A 13,977-nucleotide genomic window follows, 5' to 3' on the forward strand; every position below is an offset into this window, starting at 1 on the left:
CCCGCCGCAGGAAGGCAGTGCCATGACCGACGAGAGCAGCCGGAACGCGGTGGGCGGAATCAGGCCGGGGCTCTGCTCGGTCACCTTCCGACGGCTGCCCGCCGCCGAGGTCGCCCGCCGTGCCGCCGGTGCGGGCCTGGAGGTGATCGAGTGGGGCGCCGACGTGCACGCGCCCGCAGCGGAGCCCGACACCGTCCGCGCGGTCCGCGAGGCCACCGACCGGTACGGCATGGCCTGCTGTTCGTACGGCTCGTACTTCCGCGCCACCCGGGACGAGCTGGCGGGGTTCCCCGCTGTCGCCCGCGCCGCGGTACTGCTCGGGGCACCCCGGATACGGGTGTGGGCGGGAGCGGCCGGATCGCGGTCCGCGTCACCCGGGGAGCGGCAGGAGACGGTGCGCTGTCTGCGGGAGGCGGCGCGGATCGCCGCCGGCCACGGACTGCTGCTCGCCCCCGAGTTCCACGGGGGAACGCTCACCGACACCGTCGCCTCGACCGCCCGGCTGCTGGACGAGGTGGACGCGGAGAACGTCCGCACGTACTGGCAGCCACCGCTCGACACCCCCGACGAGGAGGCGCTGGCGGGGCTCGCGGAGCTGGCCGACCGGGTCTGCGCCGTACACGCCTTCTCGTGGTGGCCCGGCAACAACCGGCTGCCGCTGGAGGCCCGTTCGCACCTGTGGACGGCCGCACTCGGCCTGCTGGCGGGCCGGGGCACCGAGGCGCTCCTGGAGTTCGTGCCCGGTGACGACCCCGAGGTGCTGGCGCGGGAGGCGGCGGCGCTGAGGGGATTCGCCTTGCCGGACGGCGCGGAGCCGAACATAGTCGACTGAACCCCGAAGATCACGAGGGGCGTTCCGGCGCCCCCGATGTCAGAACGGCAGACATGCGCATCAAGAACGACGACACGCTCCTGTTCATCGGAGACTCCATCACCGACGCGGGCCGCGACCGCGCGGACTCCGCCTCGCTCGGTGCGGGTTACGTCCACGAGATCGCGCAGACCCTGCGCGACCGGGCGGCCGAAGGACCCGGGCCCCGTGTCATCAACAGGGGGATCAGCGGCAATCGCGTCTACGACCTCGAAAGCCGCTGGACCACCGATGTCATCGACCACCGGCCCACCGTGGTCACCGTCAAGATCGGCATCAACGACACCTGGCGGCACTACGACAGCGGGCTGCGCAGCCCGGTCGACGCGTTCGCGACCTGCCTCGACGGACTGCTCGCGGACACCGCGCGCAGACTGTCCGCCCGGCTGGTCGTCATCACCCCGTTCCTCGTCCCGGTCGGGCCGGACCAGGAGAGGTGGTTCGAGGACCTGGCCCCCCGCACCGACGCCGTCCTGCGGGCGGCCGCGGACAACGGGGCCCAGGTGGTCCGCGCCGACCAGGTCATGGCCCATGCGGTACGGGACCGGCAGCCGGCGGAGCTGGCCCGGGACGGCGTCCACCCGACCCCGCTCGGGCACCGGCTGATCGCTGATGCCTGGCTCGCCGTGGCCGACCCGGCCACCGCGCAGGCGCCGGCGTAGCACCGTCTCCGCGGGGACCGGGCGGATGCTCCGCGGGCTCGGCCCGGGGCCCTGCGGGACGCGGAGGGGCGGTCGCTAGAGTGACCGCCCATGACCACAATTGATCAAGTTCCCGCCTCTTTCGTCGTGCACATCCCGGACGCCGAACTCGAACCGGAGCCGCTCGATCCGACGCAGATCGTTTCGGGCGATCCGCAGGTCACCGGCAAGGTGCTGTGGGAGTCGCCCGACGGCAGGCAGCTGCGCGGGATCTGGCAGATCACGCCCGGCGTGGTCACGGACACCGAGGCCAACGAGCTGTTCGTGGTGGTCAGCGGTCGCGCGACGATGGCGGTCGAGGACGGCGGGACGCTGGAGCTCGGACCGGGCGACGCCTGCGTGCTGCGCGAGGGCGACCGCACGACGTGGACCGTGCACGAGACGCTGCGCAAGGCCTACCACATCAGCCTCTGAAGACCCGTGGCGTCCCTGGCGCCCTGGAGACCGCGCGGGTCCCTCAGGCCGAGGCGGGGCGGGTGAGGGACCGGCGCAGGGCGAGCGCGGCCATCGGCAGCAGCAGGCAGGCGCCGGTGAGGTTCAGCCAGCCGTAGCTCGCCCGGGAGACGATCACCCCGGCGACCGCGCCGCCGATGCCCGCCGAGGCGTTCATGGTCAGGTCCGACAGGCCCTGTACGGCGGCGCGGGCGGCCTGCGGCACGGAGTCGGTGAGCAGCGCGGAACCGGCGACCAGCCCTGCGGACCAGCCGAGCCCGAGCACGAACAGGCCGGCCGCGGTCCGGCCGTGGGCGGCGCCCGCGGTGCCCGCCAGCAGTGCGGCCAGGGAGAGCAGTCCGACCGCCAGGCCGATGACAGCGATCCGCCCGAAGCGGTCCGACAGCCAGCCCATCACCGGCGAGAACGCGTACATCCCCGCGATGTGGCCGCTGATCACCAGGCCGACCAGCTGGAGGTCCGCGCCGTGGTGGCCCAGGTCGACCGGGGTCATCACCATGATCGAGACCATCGCGGTGTGCGAGACGGTCACGGTCACCAGTGCCAGCCGGGCCATCGGCGAAGCCCGCACGGCGGCGATGCCCGCACGCAGCGAACGGTTCGCGGTCGACCTGCCCTCCTGGGGGCCCAGCGCGCGTGCCGTGAGCAGTGGGTCGGGCCGCAGCAGCACCGCGATCACGAGGGCGGCGAGCAGGAAGATGCCGGCCGCCCAGACGAAGGGCCCGGCCGTCTCGGACACGGCGGTGCCTCGGAAGACCCGGCCCGCCGGGGCCGCGATGTTGGGCCCCGCGACCGACCCGATGGTGGTGGCCCAGATGACTGTCGAGATCGCCCGGCCGCGCCGCTCGGGCTCGGCCAGATCCGCCGCGGCGAACCGCGCCTGCAGATTGGCGGAGGAGCCCGCGCCGAACGCGGCCATGCCGAGGAGCAGCAGCGGGAAGTTCTCCACCAGAGTGGCCAGCACCACCAGGCCGGCTCCGAGCGCCCCGATCAGATACGCCAGCACGAGCCCCGGGCGGCGGCCGCGCGAGGTCATCAGCGCGGCCAGCGGCAGCGACAGCAGGGCCGTGCCGGTCACCGACGCGGTGGGCGCGAGGCCCGCCAGCGCCTCGGAGCCGCTGACCTGCGTCGCCAGCACCGGGGCCAGGGCGATGCCGACGGGCACGCCGAGTCCGCCGAGTATCTGACCGGCGATCAGGACAGCGGTCGTCCTGCGCCGGAGCCCAGGCAGGTCCGCGGAGGTGACCCGCCCGGTGGGAGCGGGCCCGCCGGGTGCGTCGGATGCGTCGAGGGTGTTGGTCACCGACGCAGTGTGCCAGCCCGAACGCGCGTACGAAAAGGAGATCGGGGGGCCGTCCCTCGCGGTGGCTCAGAACAGCGGCTATCGAGGGACTGTCCGTCGCGGTGGCTCAGAACAGCGGCTGCGGCAGTACGCCCTCCAGCGCGAGCAGCTGCCGCTTCGTCTCCAGCCCGCCGCCGAAGCCGCCGATCCCGCCGTCGCGCTCCACCACCCGGTGACAGGGCACCACGACCGGCAGCGGATTGGACCCCATGGCCGCCCCGACCGCCTGGGCCGCCCCGGGCTGCCCGACCCGGTCGGCGAGCTCCCCGTAACCGGCGACGGCGCCGTAGGGCACCCCCGCCGCCAGCTCGCGGAGCACCTGACGGTTGAAACCGCTGGTCAGCGACCAGTCGAGGGGGAGCGAGAAATCACGCAGGGTGCCCGCGAAGTACGCCGCGAACTGGCGTATCGGCTCGGCCAGCCGCGCGGAGTCCGGTGCTTCGGCCAGGTCCGCGCCGAGCCGGCTCCGCAACTGGTCCAGCGCCCTGTCCCGCACCGCCGGACGGGCGTGGAAGACCACGCTCACCAGCCCCGCGTCGGTCGCGGCCAGCAGCAGCGGACCGATGTCGCTCTCCACGACGGCCCACTCGACAACCCCGTTGCTGTTCATGGCACCCACGGTACGGCCGGCCACTGACAACGGTCGGTGGCCGGCCGCGGCAACGGCCCCGCGACGATCAGCCGCCGGTCGCTCGCACCCCGGCTGCCTGAGGTACCCCGGTGGCCCCGCGCGTCCCGGTGGCCGCACGGACCACGTCCGGCGCATTGGTGATGATGCCGTCCACGCCGTAGCCGGTCACCCGGAGCGCGTCCGCCGCGTCGTTGACCGTCCAGGTGTCGACCTGCAGCTTCTTGTGGTGCGGCCCCTTCAGCGCGTGCACCGCCGCGACGTACTGGGCCGAGACCGAGGCGTGGTCCGGGTTGATCCGGTCGGTGAACCGGGCGTACGAGGGCAGCTCGGCGACGGCCGGGGTGCCCAGGAGGCCGGTGATGACGTCGGGACGCTGCTCGTGCACCCTGCGCACGCTGTCCGCGCCGAAGCTCTGGATCACGAGGCGGTCGCGCACGTGGCCGCCGTCCAGCCAGCCCTCCTGGGCCAGCACCTGGAGGGTCGCCCGCTCGATCCCCGGGTAGGTCTCGGGGCTCTTGATCTCCATGAGCAGGCTCTGCTGGTTGTGCTCGATACGTTCCAGGTACTGCCGGAGCGTGGGTACCCGGGTGCCGGCGTAGCGCGCGCCGAACCAGCTCCCCGCGTCCAGCCGGGCGATCTCGGCGGCCGTGAAGTCCTTGACCGCCCACGGTGCGCGACCGGGGAAGACCGTCTCGGCGTCGGTGGTGCGCTTCAGGCTGGTGTCGTGGATGACGACGAGGACGCCGTCCTTGGTGAGCTGGACGTCGTTCTCCACCCACTCGAAGCCGAGCGCGTGGGCCTTGTCGACGGACGCGAGGGTGTTCTCGGGGGCGTAGGCGGACGCGCCCCGGTGGGCGATCACGAGCGGGGTGCGGACCGGGGCGGCGGCGCGGGTCACCGGGCCGGGGCGCGCGGCGGCAGCGGTGGTGGTGTCCGAGACGGGTGCGCCGGTGTTCGACAGCAGGTACGTGCCGGCGGCCAGCAGCGCGGCGGCGGCGACGGAGGCGGTAGCGGTAGCGGTGCCTGCGTACACGTGGACTCCTTGCGTCAGGGATGCGGAGCGTCGGAGTGTGCGGACGGCCCGAGAGTCGCAGCCGCCGCCGAACGGGGGAGAGGCGGCGGGTGGCCACCATGTGAACGGTCCCGGAGGGACTGTGAACGGACCCCGGGGACCGCGTCACGGCCCCGTGCCCCTGTCGATAAAATGCAGTTCTTCTGTTTGTTTGCCGGGCCTCGCGCCTTAGGGTCGTCCGCACCCGGGCTTCTGCGAAGGACGTGTGTATGCAGGGCACAATCGACGGCTTCAGCTATGGGGCGGTGACCCCCGTCGCCGCGTTTGTCATGGCCTGCCTCGGCGCGGCACTCGGTCTGCGCTGCACCACCCGGTCACTGCGCACGGAACGTTCCTTCAAGGCCGGCTGGCTGGCTCTCGGCGCGACTTCCATAGGCTCCGGAATCTGGACGATGCACTTCATCGCGATGATGGGCTTCTCCGTCGAGGAGGTGCCGATCGGCTACGACAAGCCGGTCACGTTCGCCAGCCTCGCCGTCGCGATCGTCGTGGTCGGTGTCGGGATCTTCCTTGTCGGGTACCGGGGCGCCACCCCGATGGCGCTGGTGACGGGCGGCACGATCACCGGGCTCGGCGTGGCCACCATGCATTACCTCGGCATGGCCGGGATGCGACTTGATGGGCAGTTCGAGTACGACACGATCACCGTGACGCTCTCCGTGGTCATCGCCGTGTCGGCCTCGACCGCCGCGCTCTGGGCCGCCGCATCGATCCACGGCTTCCTGCCCAGCCTCGGTGCCGCCGTCGTGATGGGCGTCGCGGTCAGCGGGATGCACTACACCGGTATGGCCGCGCTCCGGGTCCACCTGCACCCCGCCACCGTCACCGGCACCACCGCCGGTGACACCCCGACCGGCCTGCTCGTGCCCATGCTGATCGGTCCGGCCTGCTTCCTGCTCATCGCCGGGGTCGTCGTGATGTTCGACCCACTGGTGGTCATGGGCACCCCGGACTGGGAGGACGCCGCGGCCGGACGGGCCCTCGGCATCCCCGCCCAGCGCCAGGTACCCCGGTTCGGGACCCACGCCGACCCGGCGTCCTTCCACTCGCAGCGGCGCGACCCCGTGGAGCACCACGAGCGCTGACCCGCCCCGTTGTCAGTGGGGGGTCGTACGGTGGTTGCATGCGGCCCGTTTCGAAGATCGAACGTTCGGTGGCGCCTTTCGAGGTCGTCAGTCCCTACCAGCCCAGCGGCGACCAGCCCACGGCCATCGCCGAGCTGGAGAAGCGCGTCCGGGCAGGTGAGAAGGATGTCGTGCTGCTCGGCGCGACCGGCACCGGAAAGTCGGCGACCACCGCCTGGATGATCGAGAAGCTGCAGCGCCCCACCCTGGTGATGGCGCCGAACAAGACCCTCGCCGCCCAGCTGGCCAACGAGTTCCGCGAGCTCCTGCCCAACAACGCCGTCGAGTACTTCGTCTCGTACTACGACTACTACCAGCCCGAGGCGTACGTCCCGCAGTCGGACACCTACATCGAGAAGGACTCCTCGATCAACGAGGAGGTCGAACGGCTGCGCCACTCCGCGACGAACTCCCTGCTCACCCGGCGTGACGTCATCGTCGTCGCCTCCGTCTCCTGCATCTACGGCCTCGGCACGCCGCAGGAGTACGTGGACCGGATGGTCCAGCTCAAGGTGGGCGACGAGATCGACCGCGACCAGCTGCTGCGCCGCTTCGTCGAGATCCAGTACAGCCGCAACGACCTGGCCTTCGCCCGGGGCACCTTCCGGGTGCGGGGCGACACCATCGAGATCTTCCCGGTCTACGAGGAGCTCGCCGTCCGCATCGAGATGTTCGGTGACGAGATCGAGGCGCTCTCCACCCTCCACCCGCTCACCGGCGAGGTCATCAGCGAGGACCAGGCCCTCCACGTCTTCCCCGCCAGCCACTACGTGGCGGGCCCTGAGCGCCTGGAGAAGGCCGTCGGCGGCATCGAGAAGGAGCTGGAGGAGCGGCTGGCCGAGCTGGAGAAGCAGGGCAAGATGCTGGAGGCCCAGCGTCTGCGGATGCGCACCACGTACGACATCGAGATGCTCCGCCAGATCGGCACCTGCTCGGGCGTCGAGAACTACTCGATGCACTTCGACGACCGCACCCCCGGCACCGCGCCCAACACTCTCCTGGACTACTTCCCCGAGGACTTCCTCCTCGTGCTCGACGAGTCGCACGTCACCGTGCCGCAGATCGGCGCGATGTACGAGGGAGACGCCTCCCGCAAGCGGACCCTCGTCGACCACGGCTTCCGGCTGCCGTCCGCCCTGGACAACCGTCCGCTGAAGTGGGAGGAGTTCCTCGGACGGATCAACCAGACGGTCTACCTCTCCGCCACCCCCGGCAAGTACGAGCTCTCCCGCGGCGACGGCTTCGTCGAGCAGATCATCCGCCCCACCGGCCTCGTCGACCCGGAGATCGTCGTCAAGCCCACCGAGGGCCAGATCGACGACCTGGTGCACGAGATCCGCAAGCGCACCGAGAAGGACGAGCGGGTCCTGGTCACCACCCTCACCAAGAAGATGTCGGAGGACCTCACCGACTACTTCCTGGAGCTCGGCATCCAGGTGCGCTACCTGCACAGCGACGTCGACACCCTGCGCCGCATCGAGCTGCTGCGCGAACTGCGCTCGGGCGAGTACGACGTCCTGGTCGGCATCAACCTCCTGCGCGAGGGCCTCGACCTGCCGGAGGTGTCGCTCGTGGCGATCCTCGACGCCGACAAGCAGGGCTTCCTGCGTTCGGGCACCTCACTGATCCAGACCATCGGCCGAGCCGCCCGTAACGTGTCCGGGCAGGTCCATATGTACGCGGACAAGATCACCCCGGCGATGGCGCAGGCCATCGAGGAGACCAACCGGCGCCGTGAGAAGCAGATCGCCTACAACACCGAGCGCGGACTCGACCCGCAGCCGCTGCGCAAGAAGATCAACGACATCGTCGCGACGATCGCCCGCGAGGAGGTCGACACCGAGCAGCTGCTCGGCACCGGCTACCGCCAGGCGAAGGGCGCCAAGGCGCCCGTGCCCACGCTGGGCATCAAGGCCGGCTCCGCGAAGACCAAGGGCGAGGGGGCGGCGGTCACCGACCGGCCGGCCACCGAGCTCGCCGGGATCATCGAGGAGATGACCGACCGGATGCGCGCCGCCGCCGCGGACCTGCAGTTCGAGGTGGCCGCCCGACTGCGGGACGAGGTCGGGGAGTTGAAGAAGGAGTTGCGCCAGATGCGGGAGGCGGGCCTGGCCTGACCCCGCGGTGCGGGGTGTGTTGCAGGACCGACACAAAACGGCCCGGACCCGATGCACGGGTGGCGTGAATGCGTAGGGTGCTGGAAACCGCGCAAGGACGGTTTGCGGGGAAGCGGAGAGGGGACAGCGCGTGACGGTCAATATGACCAAGGGCCAGGCCATCAGCCTGCAGAAGAGCGACGGGGGGACCCTGACCGCGGTACGCATGGGGCTCGGCTGGCAGGCGGCGCCGCGCCGCGGTCTGTTCGGTTCGCGCACCCGCGAGATCGACCTGGACGCCTCGGCGGTCCTGTTCGCCGACAAGCAGCCGGTCGACGTCGTCTTCTTCCGGCACCTCGTCAGCGACGACGGCTCGGTCAAGCACACCGGGGACAACCTGGTCGGCGGCGCCGGCTCGGGCGGCGACGACGAGGCGATCCTGGTCGACCTCCAGCGGGTGCCGGTCCACATCGACCAGATCGTCTTCACGGTGAACTCCTTCACCGGCCAGACGTTCCAGGAAGTACAGAACGCCTTCTGCCGCATCGTCGACGAGACCAACGGCCAGGAGCTCGCCCGCTACACCCTGGACGGCGGCGGGCAGTACACCGCACAGATCATGGCGAAGGTGCACCGCTCGGGCAGCGGATGGCAGATGACCGCCATCGGCAACCCGGCCAACGGCCGCACCTTCCAGGACCTCATGCCGGCGATCCTGCCGCACCTGTAGGCGGAGCCGGACCAGCGGGTCCGTATCGGTACGCGCAGCTCCCGGAGGCATCGGCCGCCGGGAGCTGCACCGCATCACGACCACCGCATCACGACCACCGCATCACCACCACCTTCATCACCACCGCGGCACCGCGCCGCGCGGCAGCAACTCGTCGAGGGGACAGGGCAATGACGGCCGAGCTGGTCCGGGGGCAGAACCACACCTTGCCCCAGACCCGTCTGGAGATCCGGATTTCGGCAGGCGCGCCGGTCGTCGCCGGGGCCACCCTCGGGGACGAGCACGGCACCGTGCACGGCGTCGAGCGGATCGCCCACCCCGGCTCCCCGCACCTGCCGGGTCTGGAGGTCTCCAGGCAGGCCGCCGCCGAGCACCGGCTCGCCGTGGACCTCGACGCCCTGCCCGACGGGGTGCACCGGGTCACCGTGCTGCTCGCCCTGCCGCTGGAGGCGGGCGGTCCGACCCGGTTCGGAGCCGTGGCCGCGCCCTTCGTCGCCGTCACCGGGCCCGAAGGCGCCGAGATCGCCACCTTCACCCTGACCGGCCTGGACACCGAGTCGGCCGTCGCCGCCCTGGAGCTCTACCGCAGGCAGGGTGCCTGGAAGGTCCGCGCCGTCGGGCAGGGCTACGCGGGCGGTCTCGCCGCGATGCTCGCCGACCAGGGCGTGGACCGGGCGGCCGAGCTGGCCGGTTCGATCCAGCAGGCCGTCGCCCGAGGCCTGGCCCGTTCCGTGTCACCGCCCCCGCCCCGCACCCCGGAGGGCGACCGGGTCCGGCACGCGGCGGGACCCGCAGCCGTCCCGGGCGGCGGGCAGCCCCCCGCCGGGCCCCCGGCCGCCCGGCAGCCCGAGCAGCCGGCACCGGCCGCCGTGCCGTCCGGGCCCGTCGACTACGCGCACCCGCGCCGCCGGTCCTCCGCGCCCCCGCCGCCCCCTCCCGCCGCGCCGCCCGCCGGGCCCGCAGGGCAGGCAGGGCCCGTTGCCGGGGACGCGACCGGCTGGTCCATGGACGAACGCCTCTACAACCAGATCTGGGGCATGTTCGAGGACCTGGCCAGGGCCACCGCCGCCTACCGCAGCGCGGTCGACTTCGCGGAGTCACGGATGGACCAGGAGCTGGAGCGGGCCCTGTCCGACCCGCGCAGCCGGATCGGCGGTTCGGGCGACCTGGCCCGGGAACAGGCCCGCGCCAAGCGCGACGAGCTGACCGGCCGGGCCCGCGAGGCCCTGGACCGCGACCTCGCCCAGTTGGCCGCCGAGTCCGCCGTGGTGGAACCCGCGCTCCCCGCCCCGTACGCGGGCTGGGACAACCCCGTCTGGCACGCCTACCGGGTTCCGATGGAGATCCCGATGGCCCTGCGGATCGGTGACCTGCACCTGCCCGAGAGCGGCGCACTGCGCATCCCGCTGCTCGTGCGGCTGCCGCTGGAGCGCGGCATCTGGATCGACAGCGGACGCACGGCCTCCGAGGCCGGTGCCCTGACGGACGGCGGCCAGTTGCACCGGCTGGCCATGGAGAGCGCCGTACTGCACGCCGCCCGGCTGCTCGCCGTCTACCCGGCGGGCGAGTTCTCGGTCCACGTCATCGACCCGGCCGGTTCCGCCTCGGCCGCGCTGGATCCGCTGGTCCGCTCCGGGGTGCTCGCGGGCCCGCCCGCCTCCGGCGCCGGGGGAGTGTCCTCGGTGCTCGCCCAGCTGACCCGGCGGGTCGACCTGGTGCAGATGGCGGTCCGGGCCGGCGCCGCGGATTCGCTGCCGCCCGATCTGGACCCGGCCGAGCAGCTGCTGATCGTCAACGACTTCCCGCACGGCTTCGACGACCGGGCCGTCAACCAGCTGCGCTACCTCGCCGACGAGGGGCCGCCCGTCGGCGTCCATCTGCTGATGGTCGCCGACCGGGAGGAGGCCTCCGCGTTCGGTCCGGTGCTCGATCCGCTGTGGCGGTCGCTGCTCCGGATCACCCCGGTCGCCGACGACCATCTGGCCGACCCCTGGGTCGGCCACGCCTGGACGTACGAGCCGCTGACCACGCCTGCGGGCAGCCGTGTCCTGGATCTGGTGCTCGCCCAGGTGGCAGCCGCCCGTCGCGGTGGGCCCCGCTGACCCGCTCCGTCCACGATCGACCACTACCCCTCCGAGCTGGGGCTTTGGTTCTTCTTTAGCTTCCTCTTTACCTTTCCTTGGTAATTCCTGTACTGTTCTTTGGGCGGAGGGGAGTACTCCCGATCGCGGCGTTCCCGTCAGTACGGACTGTGACCGGTCCCGGGGCGCCGGCCAGGCGCGCAGCCCGTGCGCCCAGGTGGAAGAGACCTCCGGCAGCGACGACGCTGATCAGTAGCCGTAGCGAACTGCCGGAGGCGCAGTGGACGTTTCATGGACCCTCTGGGCGCTGACCATCCTTGGTCTCAGCGCCCTCATCGCCGTCGACTTCTTCATCGGGCGCAAGCCCCATGACGTGTCGACCAAGGAAGCCGGAATCTGGACGGTCGTCTGGATCGCCCTGGCCGCCCTCTTCGGGCTCGGCCTGCTCGTCTCGGGTGAGACGCAGGCCTCGGGCGAGTTCTTCGCCGGCTTCATCACCGAGAAATCGCTGAGCGTCGACAACCTCTTCGTCTTCGTGCTGATCATGGCGAAGTTCTCGGTGCCCTCACACCTCCAGCAGCGGGTGCTGCTCTTCGGTGTCCTGATAGCACTGGTGCTGCGGGCGATCTTCATCGCCGCCGGCGCCGCGGTCATCGCCAACTTCTCGTGGGTCTTCTACATCTTCGGCGCGTTCCTGATCTTCACCGCCTGGAAGCTCATCCAGGAGGCGCGGGCCGACGAGGAGGAAGAGGAGTTCGAGGAGAACCGCCTCCTGAAGACGATCGAGCGCCGCTTCGGTGTCGCCGACAGGTACCACGGCACCAAGCTGTTCATCCGCAACAACGGCAAGCGCGTCCTGACGCCCCTGATGGTCGTCATGCTCGCCATCGGAACCACCGATGTGCTGTTCGCGCTGGACTCGATCCCGGCGATCTTCGGGCTGACCCAGGACCCGTACATCGTCTTCACGGCCAACGCCTTCGCCCTGATGGGTCTGCGGCAGCTGTACTTCCTGATCGGCGGTCTGCTGAAGAAGCTGGTCCACCTCAGCTACGGGCTCTCGGTGATCCTCGGCTTCATCGGCGTCAAGCTGGTGCTGCACGCACTGCACGAGTCCGGGGTGCACGTGCCCGAGATCTCGATCCCGGTCTCGCTCGGCGTCATCTGCGGCGTGCTGGTGATCACCACGATCACCAGCCTCCTCGCCACCAGGAAGCAGGCGGCCTCGGAGACCGAGGAGGCCGCTGAGGCCGAGAACGGTGCGGACAAGGGCGCCGGAATCGACGCCTGAACCGGCCGCGTGGCCCCGCTGGAGCGGGGCCACGCACGGCGACACGCATGAAAGGGCCCCGGTGACTCCCGCTCCGTGAAGCGGATGTCACCGGGGCCTTCCCGTGTGCCGTTGTCACCAGCCGCGGGCGCGCCACTCGGGCAGCCGGGGCCGCTCGTCGCCCAGCGTGGTGTCGTTGCCGTGACCCGGGTAGACCCAGGTCTCGTCGGGCAGCGGGGCGAAGAGCTTGGTCTCCACATCGTCCAGCAGGCTCACGAACGCTCCGGCGTCCCCGAACGTGTTGCCGACCCCGCCCGGGAAGAGGCAGTCCCCGGTGAACAGGTGCGGGGCACCGTGCGGGTCGTCGTAGAGGAGGGCGATCGAGCCCGGTGTGTGTCCGGTCAGATGCCGGGCGGTCAGGGCGACCTGCCCGACCCGGATCGTGGCGTCGTCATCGACGAGCACATCGGTGGTGACCGGGATCCCCTCGGCGTCGTGGCGCCCGGCGTACGTACGCGCGCCGGTGGCCGCCACGACCTCGCCCAGCGCCTGCCAGTGGTCGCCGTGGCGGTGGGTGGTGACGACCGAGGCGATCGAGTCGTCACCGATCAGCCGGAGCAGGGTCGCGGCGTCGTTCGCCGCGTCGATCAGGAGCTGCTCGCCGGTGGCCCGGCAGCGCAGCAGGTAGGCGTTGTTGTTCATCGGGCCGACGGCGACCTTGGAGATCATCAGATCCGTCAGCTCGTGCACGTCCGCCCGCCCGCCGACCTTGACCACTCCGCTGTACGTCATGCGTCTCAGCCTATAGCGGGGGCAGTACGGGCAGGGGCCGGCCGCCCTCGACGGTCAGTGCCGACCCGTCGCGGCGCCCGCAGAGCCAGCCGAGCAGCTCGGGCGCCGTCCCGCGGACCGCGACCGGGCCGCCTTCCCTGCCGCCCCCCGTCGTCCAGATCCGGCCCGTGCCGTCGGCCACGGCCGTGGACACGATGTCCGGGTGCCCGGCGAACCGCTCGGCGAGGAAGTCGATCTCCCGGGCGGTGAAGTCGTCCGGGAGATCCTCCAGCTCGTAGCCGACGCCCAGGTCGACGTGGTGCAGCTCGACCTCGATACGGCGGCGGAAGGGGATCCGGGAGGCCGAGTCCGTCACACCGTTGCGCATCGCGACGGTGCGTGACCAGTCGGCCGGGGCGGCGGCCGCCGCCACGAAGCGGGCCGCGCTCTCCGTCAGATCGGCCAGCTGTGCTGCCTGTGTGCGGTGCGCGTCGCGCTCGATGTCGCGGTCGCGGGTTTCGCTGTCTGCGTACATCGGCCGGCCCTGGAGAACATTTACCAGCGCGTCGGCGTTACGTGAAAGGTGCGCGAGGACATGACCCCGGCTCCAGCCGGGCAGCCGCGACGGCCGGGCGAGCTCGGATTCGTCCATTTTCTCCGTGGCGCTGAGCAGCCGGGCGGTCGCTTCACGAAGTGCGTCCAGGTCGTGCGCATGATCAATCATGGGGCCGAGAGTAGCCCCGCCACTCATTCGGGTGAAGGAGTCATCAGCCGTCCGTAAATCGAATGCGCGTGCTATACGCTCGGAGTCGAAAGCTCCGTACATCGCTGTGGC

At 71.3% G+C, this 13,977-nt stretch carries 13 protein-coding genes; 8 read left to right on the top strand and 5 right to left on the bottom strand.

Annotation, left to right across the window (positions count from 1 at the left end; all coding sequences use genetic code 11):
• Nucleotides 1-22: 22 nt before the first annotated feature.
• From EDD93_RS21575 to EDD93_RS21585, 3 genes are all read left to right on the top strand, one after another.
• Complete coding sequence (locus EDD93_RS21575; protein ID WP_123526711.1) at nucleotides 23-832, top strand: sugar phosphate isomerase/epimerase; 810 nt, start codon at nucleotides 23-25, stop codon at nucleotides 830-832.
• Between the two features lie 53 nt (nucleotides 833-885).
• On the top strand, nucleotides 886-1,533 hold the full coding sequence (locus EDD93_RS21580; RefSeq protein WP_123526712.1) for an SGNH/GDSL hydrolase family protein: 648 nt from the start codon (nucleotides 886-888) through the stop codon (nucleotides 1,531-1,533).
• A 90-nt stretch (nucleotides 1,534-1,623) separates the two neighbouring features.
• On the top strand, nucleotides 1,624-1,986 hold the full coding sequence (locus EDD93_RS21585) for a cupin domain-containing protein (RefSeq protein WP_123526713.1): 363 nt from the start codon (nucleotides 1,624-1,626) through the stop codon (nucleotides 1,984-1,986).
• A 43-nt stretch (nucleotides 1,987-2,029) separates the two neighbouring features.
• Here the strand turns inward: EDD93_RS21585 and EDD93_RS21590 are convergent, their stop codons facing one another.
• The 3 genes from EDD93_RS21590 to EDD93_RS21600 form a co-directional block, all read right to left on the bottom strand.
• Nucleotides 2,030-3,328, bottom strand: a complete 1,299-nt coding sequence (locus EDD93_RS21590; protein WP_123526714.1) for an MFS transporter — start codon at nucleotides 3,326-3,328, stop codon at nucleotides 2,030-2,032.
• 106 nt (nucleotides 3,329-3,434) lie between these two features.
• A complete protein-coding gene (locus EDD93_RS21595) occupies nucleotides 3,435-3,977 on the bottom strand; it encodes a methylated-DNA--[protein]-cysteine S-methyltransferase (RefSeq protein WP_123527908.1) in 543 nt (180 codons plus the stop codon).
• 67 nt (nucleotides 3,978-4,044) lie between these two features.
• A complete protein-coding gene (locus EDD93_RS21600; RefSeq protein WP_123526715.1) occupies nucleotides 4,045-5,031 on the bottom strand; it encodes a glycerophosphodiester phosphodiesterase family protein in 987 nt (328 codons plus the stop codon).
• Between the two features lie 248 nt (nucleotides 5,032-5,279).
• Between EDD93_RS21600 and EDD93_RS21605 the strand changes: the two genes are divergently transcribed.
• The 5 genes from EDD93_RS21605 to EDD93_RS21625 all read left to right on the top strand — a co-directional run bounded on the left by EDD93_RS21605 (nucleotide 5,280) and on the right by EDD93_RS21625 (nucleotide 12,392).
• The gene (locus EDD93_RS21605) at nucleotides 5,280-6,155 is read left to right on the top strand and encodes an MHYT domain-containing protein (RefSeq protein WP_123526716.1); all 876 of its coding nucleotides are present in this window, start codon (nucleotides 5,280-5,282) and stop codon (nucleotides 6,153-6,155) included.
• 38 nt (nucleotides 6,156-6,193) lie between these two features.
• Nucleotides 6,194-8,311 (top strand): excinuclease ABC subunit UvrB, encoded by a 2,118-nt coding sequence (gene uvrB, locus EDD93_RS21610; RefSeq protein ID WP_123526717.1) that lies wholly within the window; start codon nucleotides 6,194-6,196, stop codon nucleotides 8,309-8,311.
• A 130-nt stretch (nucleotides 8,312-8,441) separates the two neighbouring features.
• Nucleotides 8,442-9,020, top strand: coding sequence for a TerD family protein (locus EDD93_RS21615; protein ID WP_123526718.1), 579 nt, complete (start codon nucleotides 8,442-8,444; stop codon nucleotides 9,018-9,020).
• Between the two features lie 170 nt (nucleotides 9,021-9,190).
• A complete protein-coding gene (locus EDD93_RS21620) occupies nucleotides 9,191-11,122 on the top strand; it encodes a TerD family protein (RefSeq protein ID WP_123526719.1) in 1,932 nt (643 codons plus the stop codon).
• 259 nt (nucleotides 11,123-11,381) lie between these two features.
• Nucleotides 11,382-12,392, top strand: coding sequence for a TerC family protein (locus tag EDD93_RS21625; RefSeq protein WP_123526720.1), 1,011 nt, complete (start codon nucleotides 11,382-11,384; stop codon nucleotides 12,390-12,392).
• Nucleotides 12,393-12,506: 114 nt separating this feature from the next.
• Here EDD93_RS21625 and EDD93_RS21630 read toward each other — a convergent pair whose 3' ends face one another.
• Both EDD93_RS21630 and EDD93_RS21635 read right to left on the bottom strand, forming a co-directional pair.
• Nucleotides 12,507-13,163, bottom strand: a complete 657-nt coding sequence (locus EDD93_RS21630) for an MBL fold metallo-hydrolase (RefSeq protein ID WP_123526721.1) — start codon at nucleotides 13,161-13,163, stop codon at nucleotides 12,507-12,509.
• A gap of 10 nt (nucleotides 13,164-13,173) precedes the next feature.
• Nucleotides 13,174-13,866, bottom strand: coding sequence for a maleylpyruvate isomerase family mycothiol-dependent enzyme (locus EDD93_RS21635; protein ID WP_123526722.1), 693 nt, complete (start codon nucleotides 13,864-13,866; stop codon nucleotides 13,174-13,176).
• Nucleotides 13,867-13,977 lie beyond the last annotated feature (111 nt).

Origin of the sequence: Streptomyces sp. 840.1, from assembly GCF_003751445.1 — a bacterium.
Classification (GTDB): Bacteria; Actinomycetota; Actinomycetes; order Streptomycetales; family Streptomycetaceae; genus Streptomyces.

Excerpts from the sequence above, each read along its gene's own strand:
- uvrB (WP_123526717.1), top strand. The coding sequence starts at position 6,194 with ATGCGGCCCGTTTCGAAGATCGAACGTTCGGTGGCGCCTTTCGAGGTC.
- EDD93_RS21595 (WP_123527908.1), bottom strand. The coding sequence starts at position 3,977 with ATGAACAGCAACGGGGTTGTCGAGTGGGCCGTCGTGGAGAGCGACATC.
- EDD93_RS21635 (WP_123526722.1), bottom strand. The coding sequence starts at position 13,866 with ATGATTGATCATGCGCACGACCTGGACGCACTTCGTGAAGCGACCGCC.
- EDD93_RS21620 (WP_123526719.1), top strand. The coding sequence starts at position 9,191 with ATGACGGCCGAGCTGGTCCGGGGGCAGAACCACACCTTGCCCCAGACC.
- EDD93_RS21580 (WP_123526712.1), top strand. The coding sequence starts at position 886 with ATGCGCATCAAGAACGACGACACGCTCCTGTTCATCGGAGACTCCATC.
- EDD93_RS21605 (WP_123526716.1), top strand. The coding sequence starts at position 5,280 with ATGCAGGGCACAATCGACGGCTTCAGCTATGGGGCGGTGACCCCCGTC.
- EDD93_RS21575 (WP_123526711.1), top strand. The coding sequence starts at position 23 with ATGACCGACGAGAGCAGCCGGAACGCGGTGGGCGGAATCAGGCCGGGG.
- EDD93_RS21630 (WP_123526721.1), bottom strand. The coding sequence starts at position 13,163 with ATGACGTACAGCGGAGTGGTCAAGGTCGGCGGGCGGGCGGACGTGCAC.
- EDD93_RS21585 (WP_123526713.1), top strand. The coding sequence starts at position 1,624 with ATGACCACAATTGATCAAGTTCCCGCCTCTTTCGTCGTGCACATCCCG.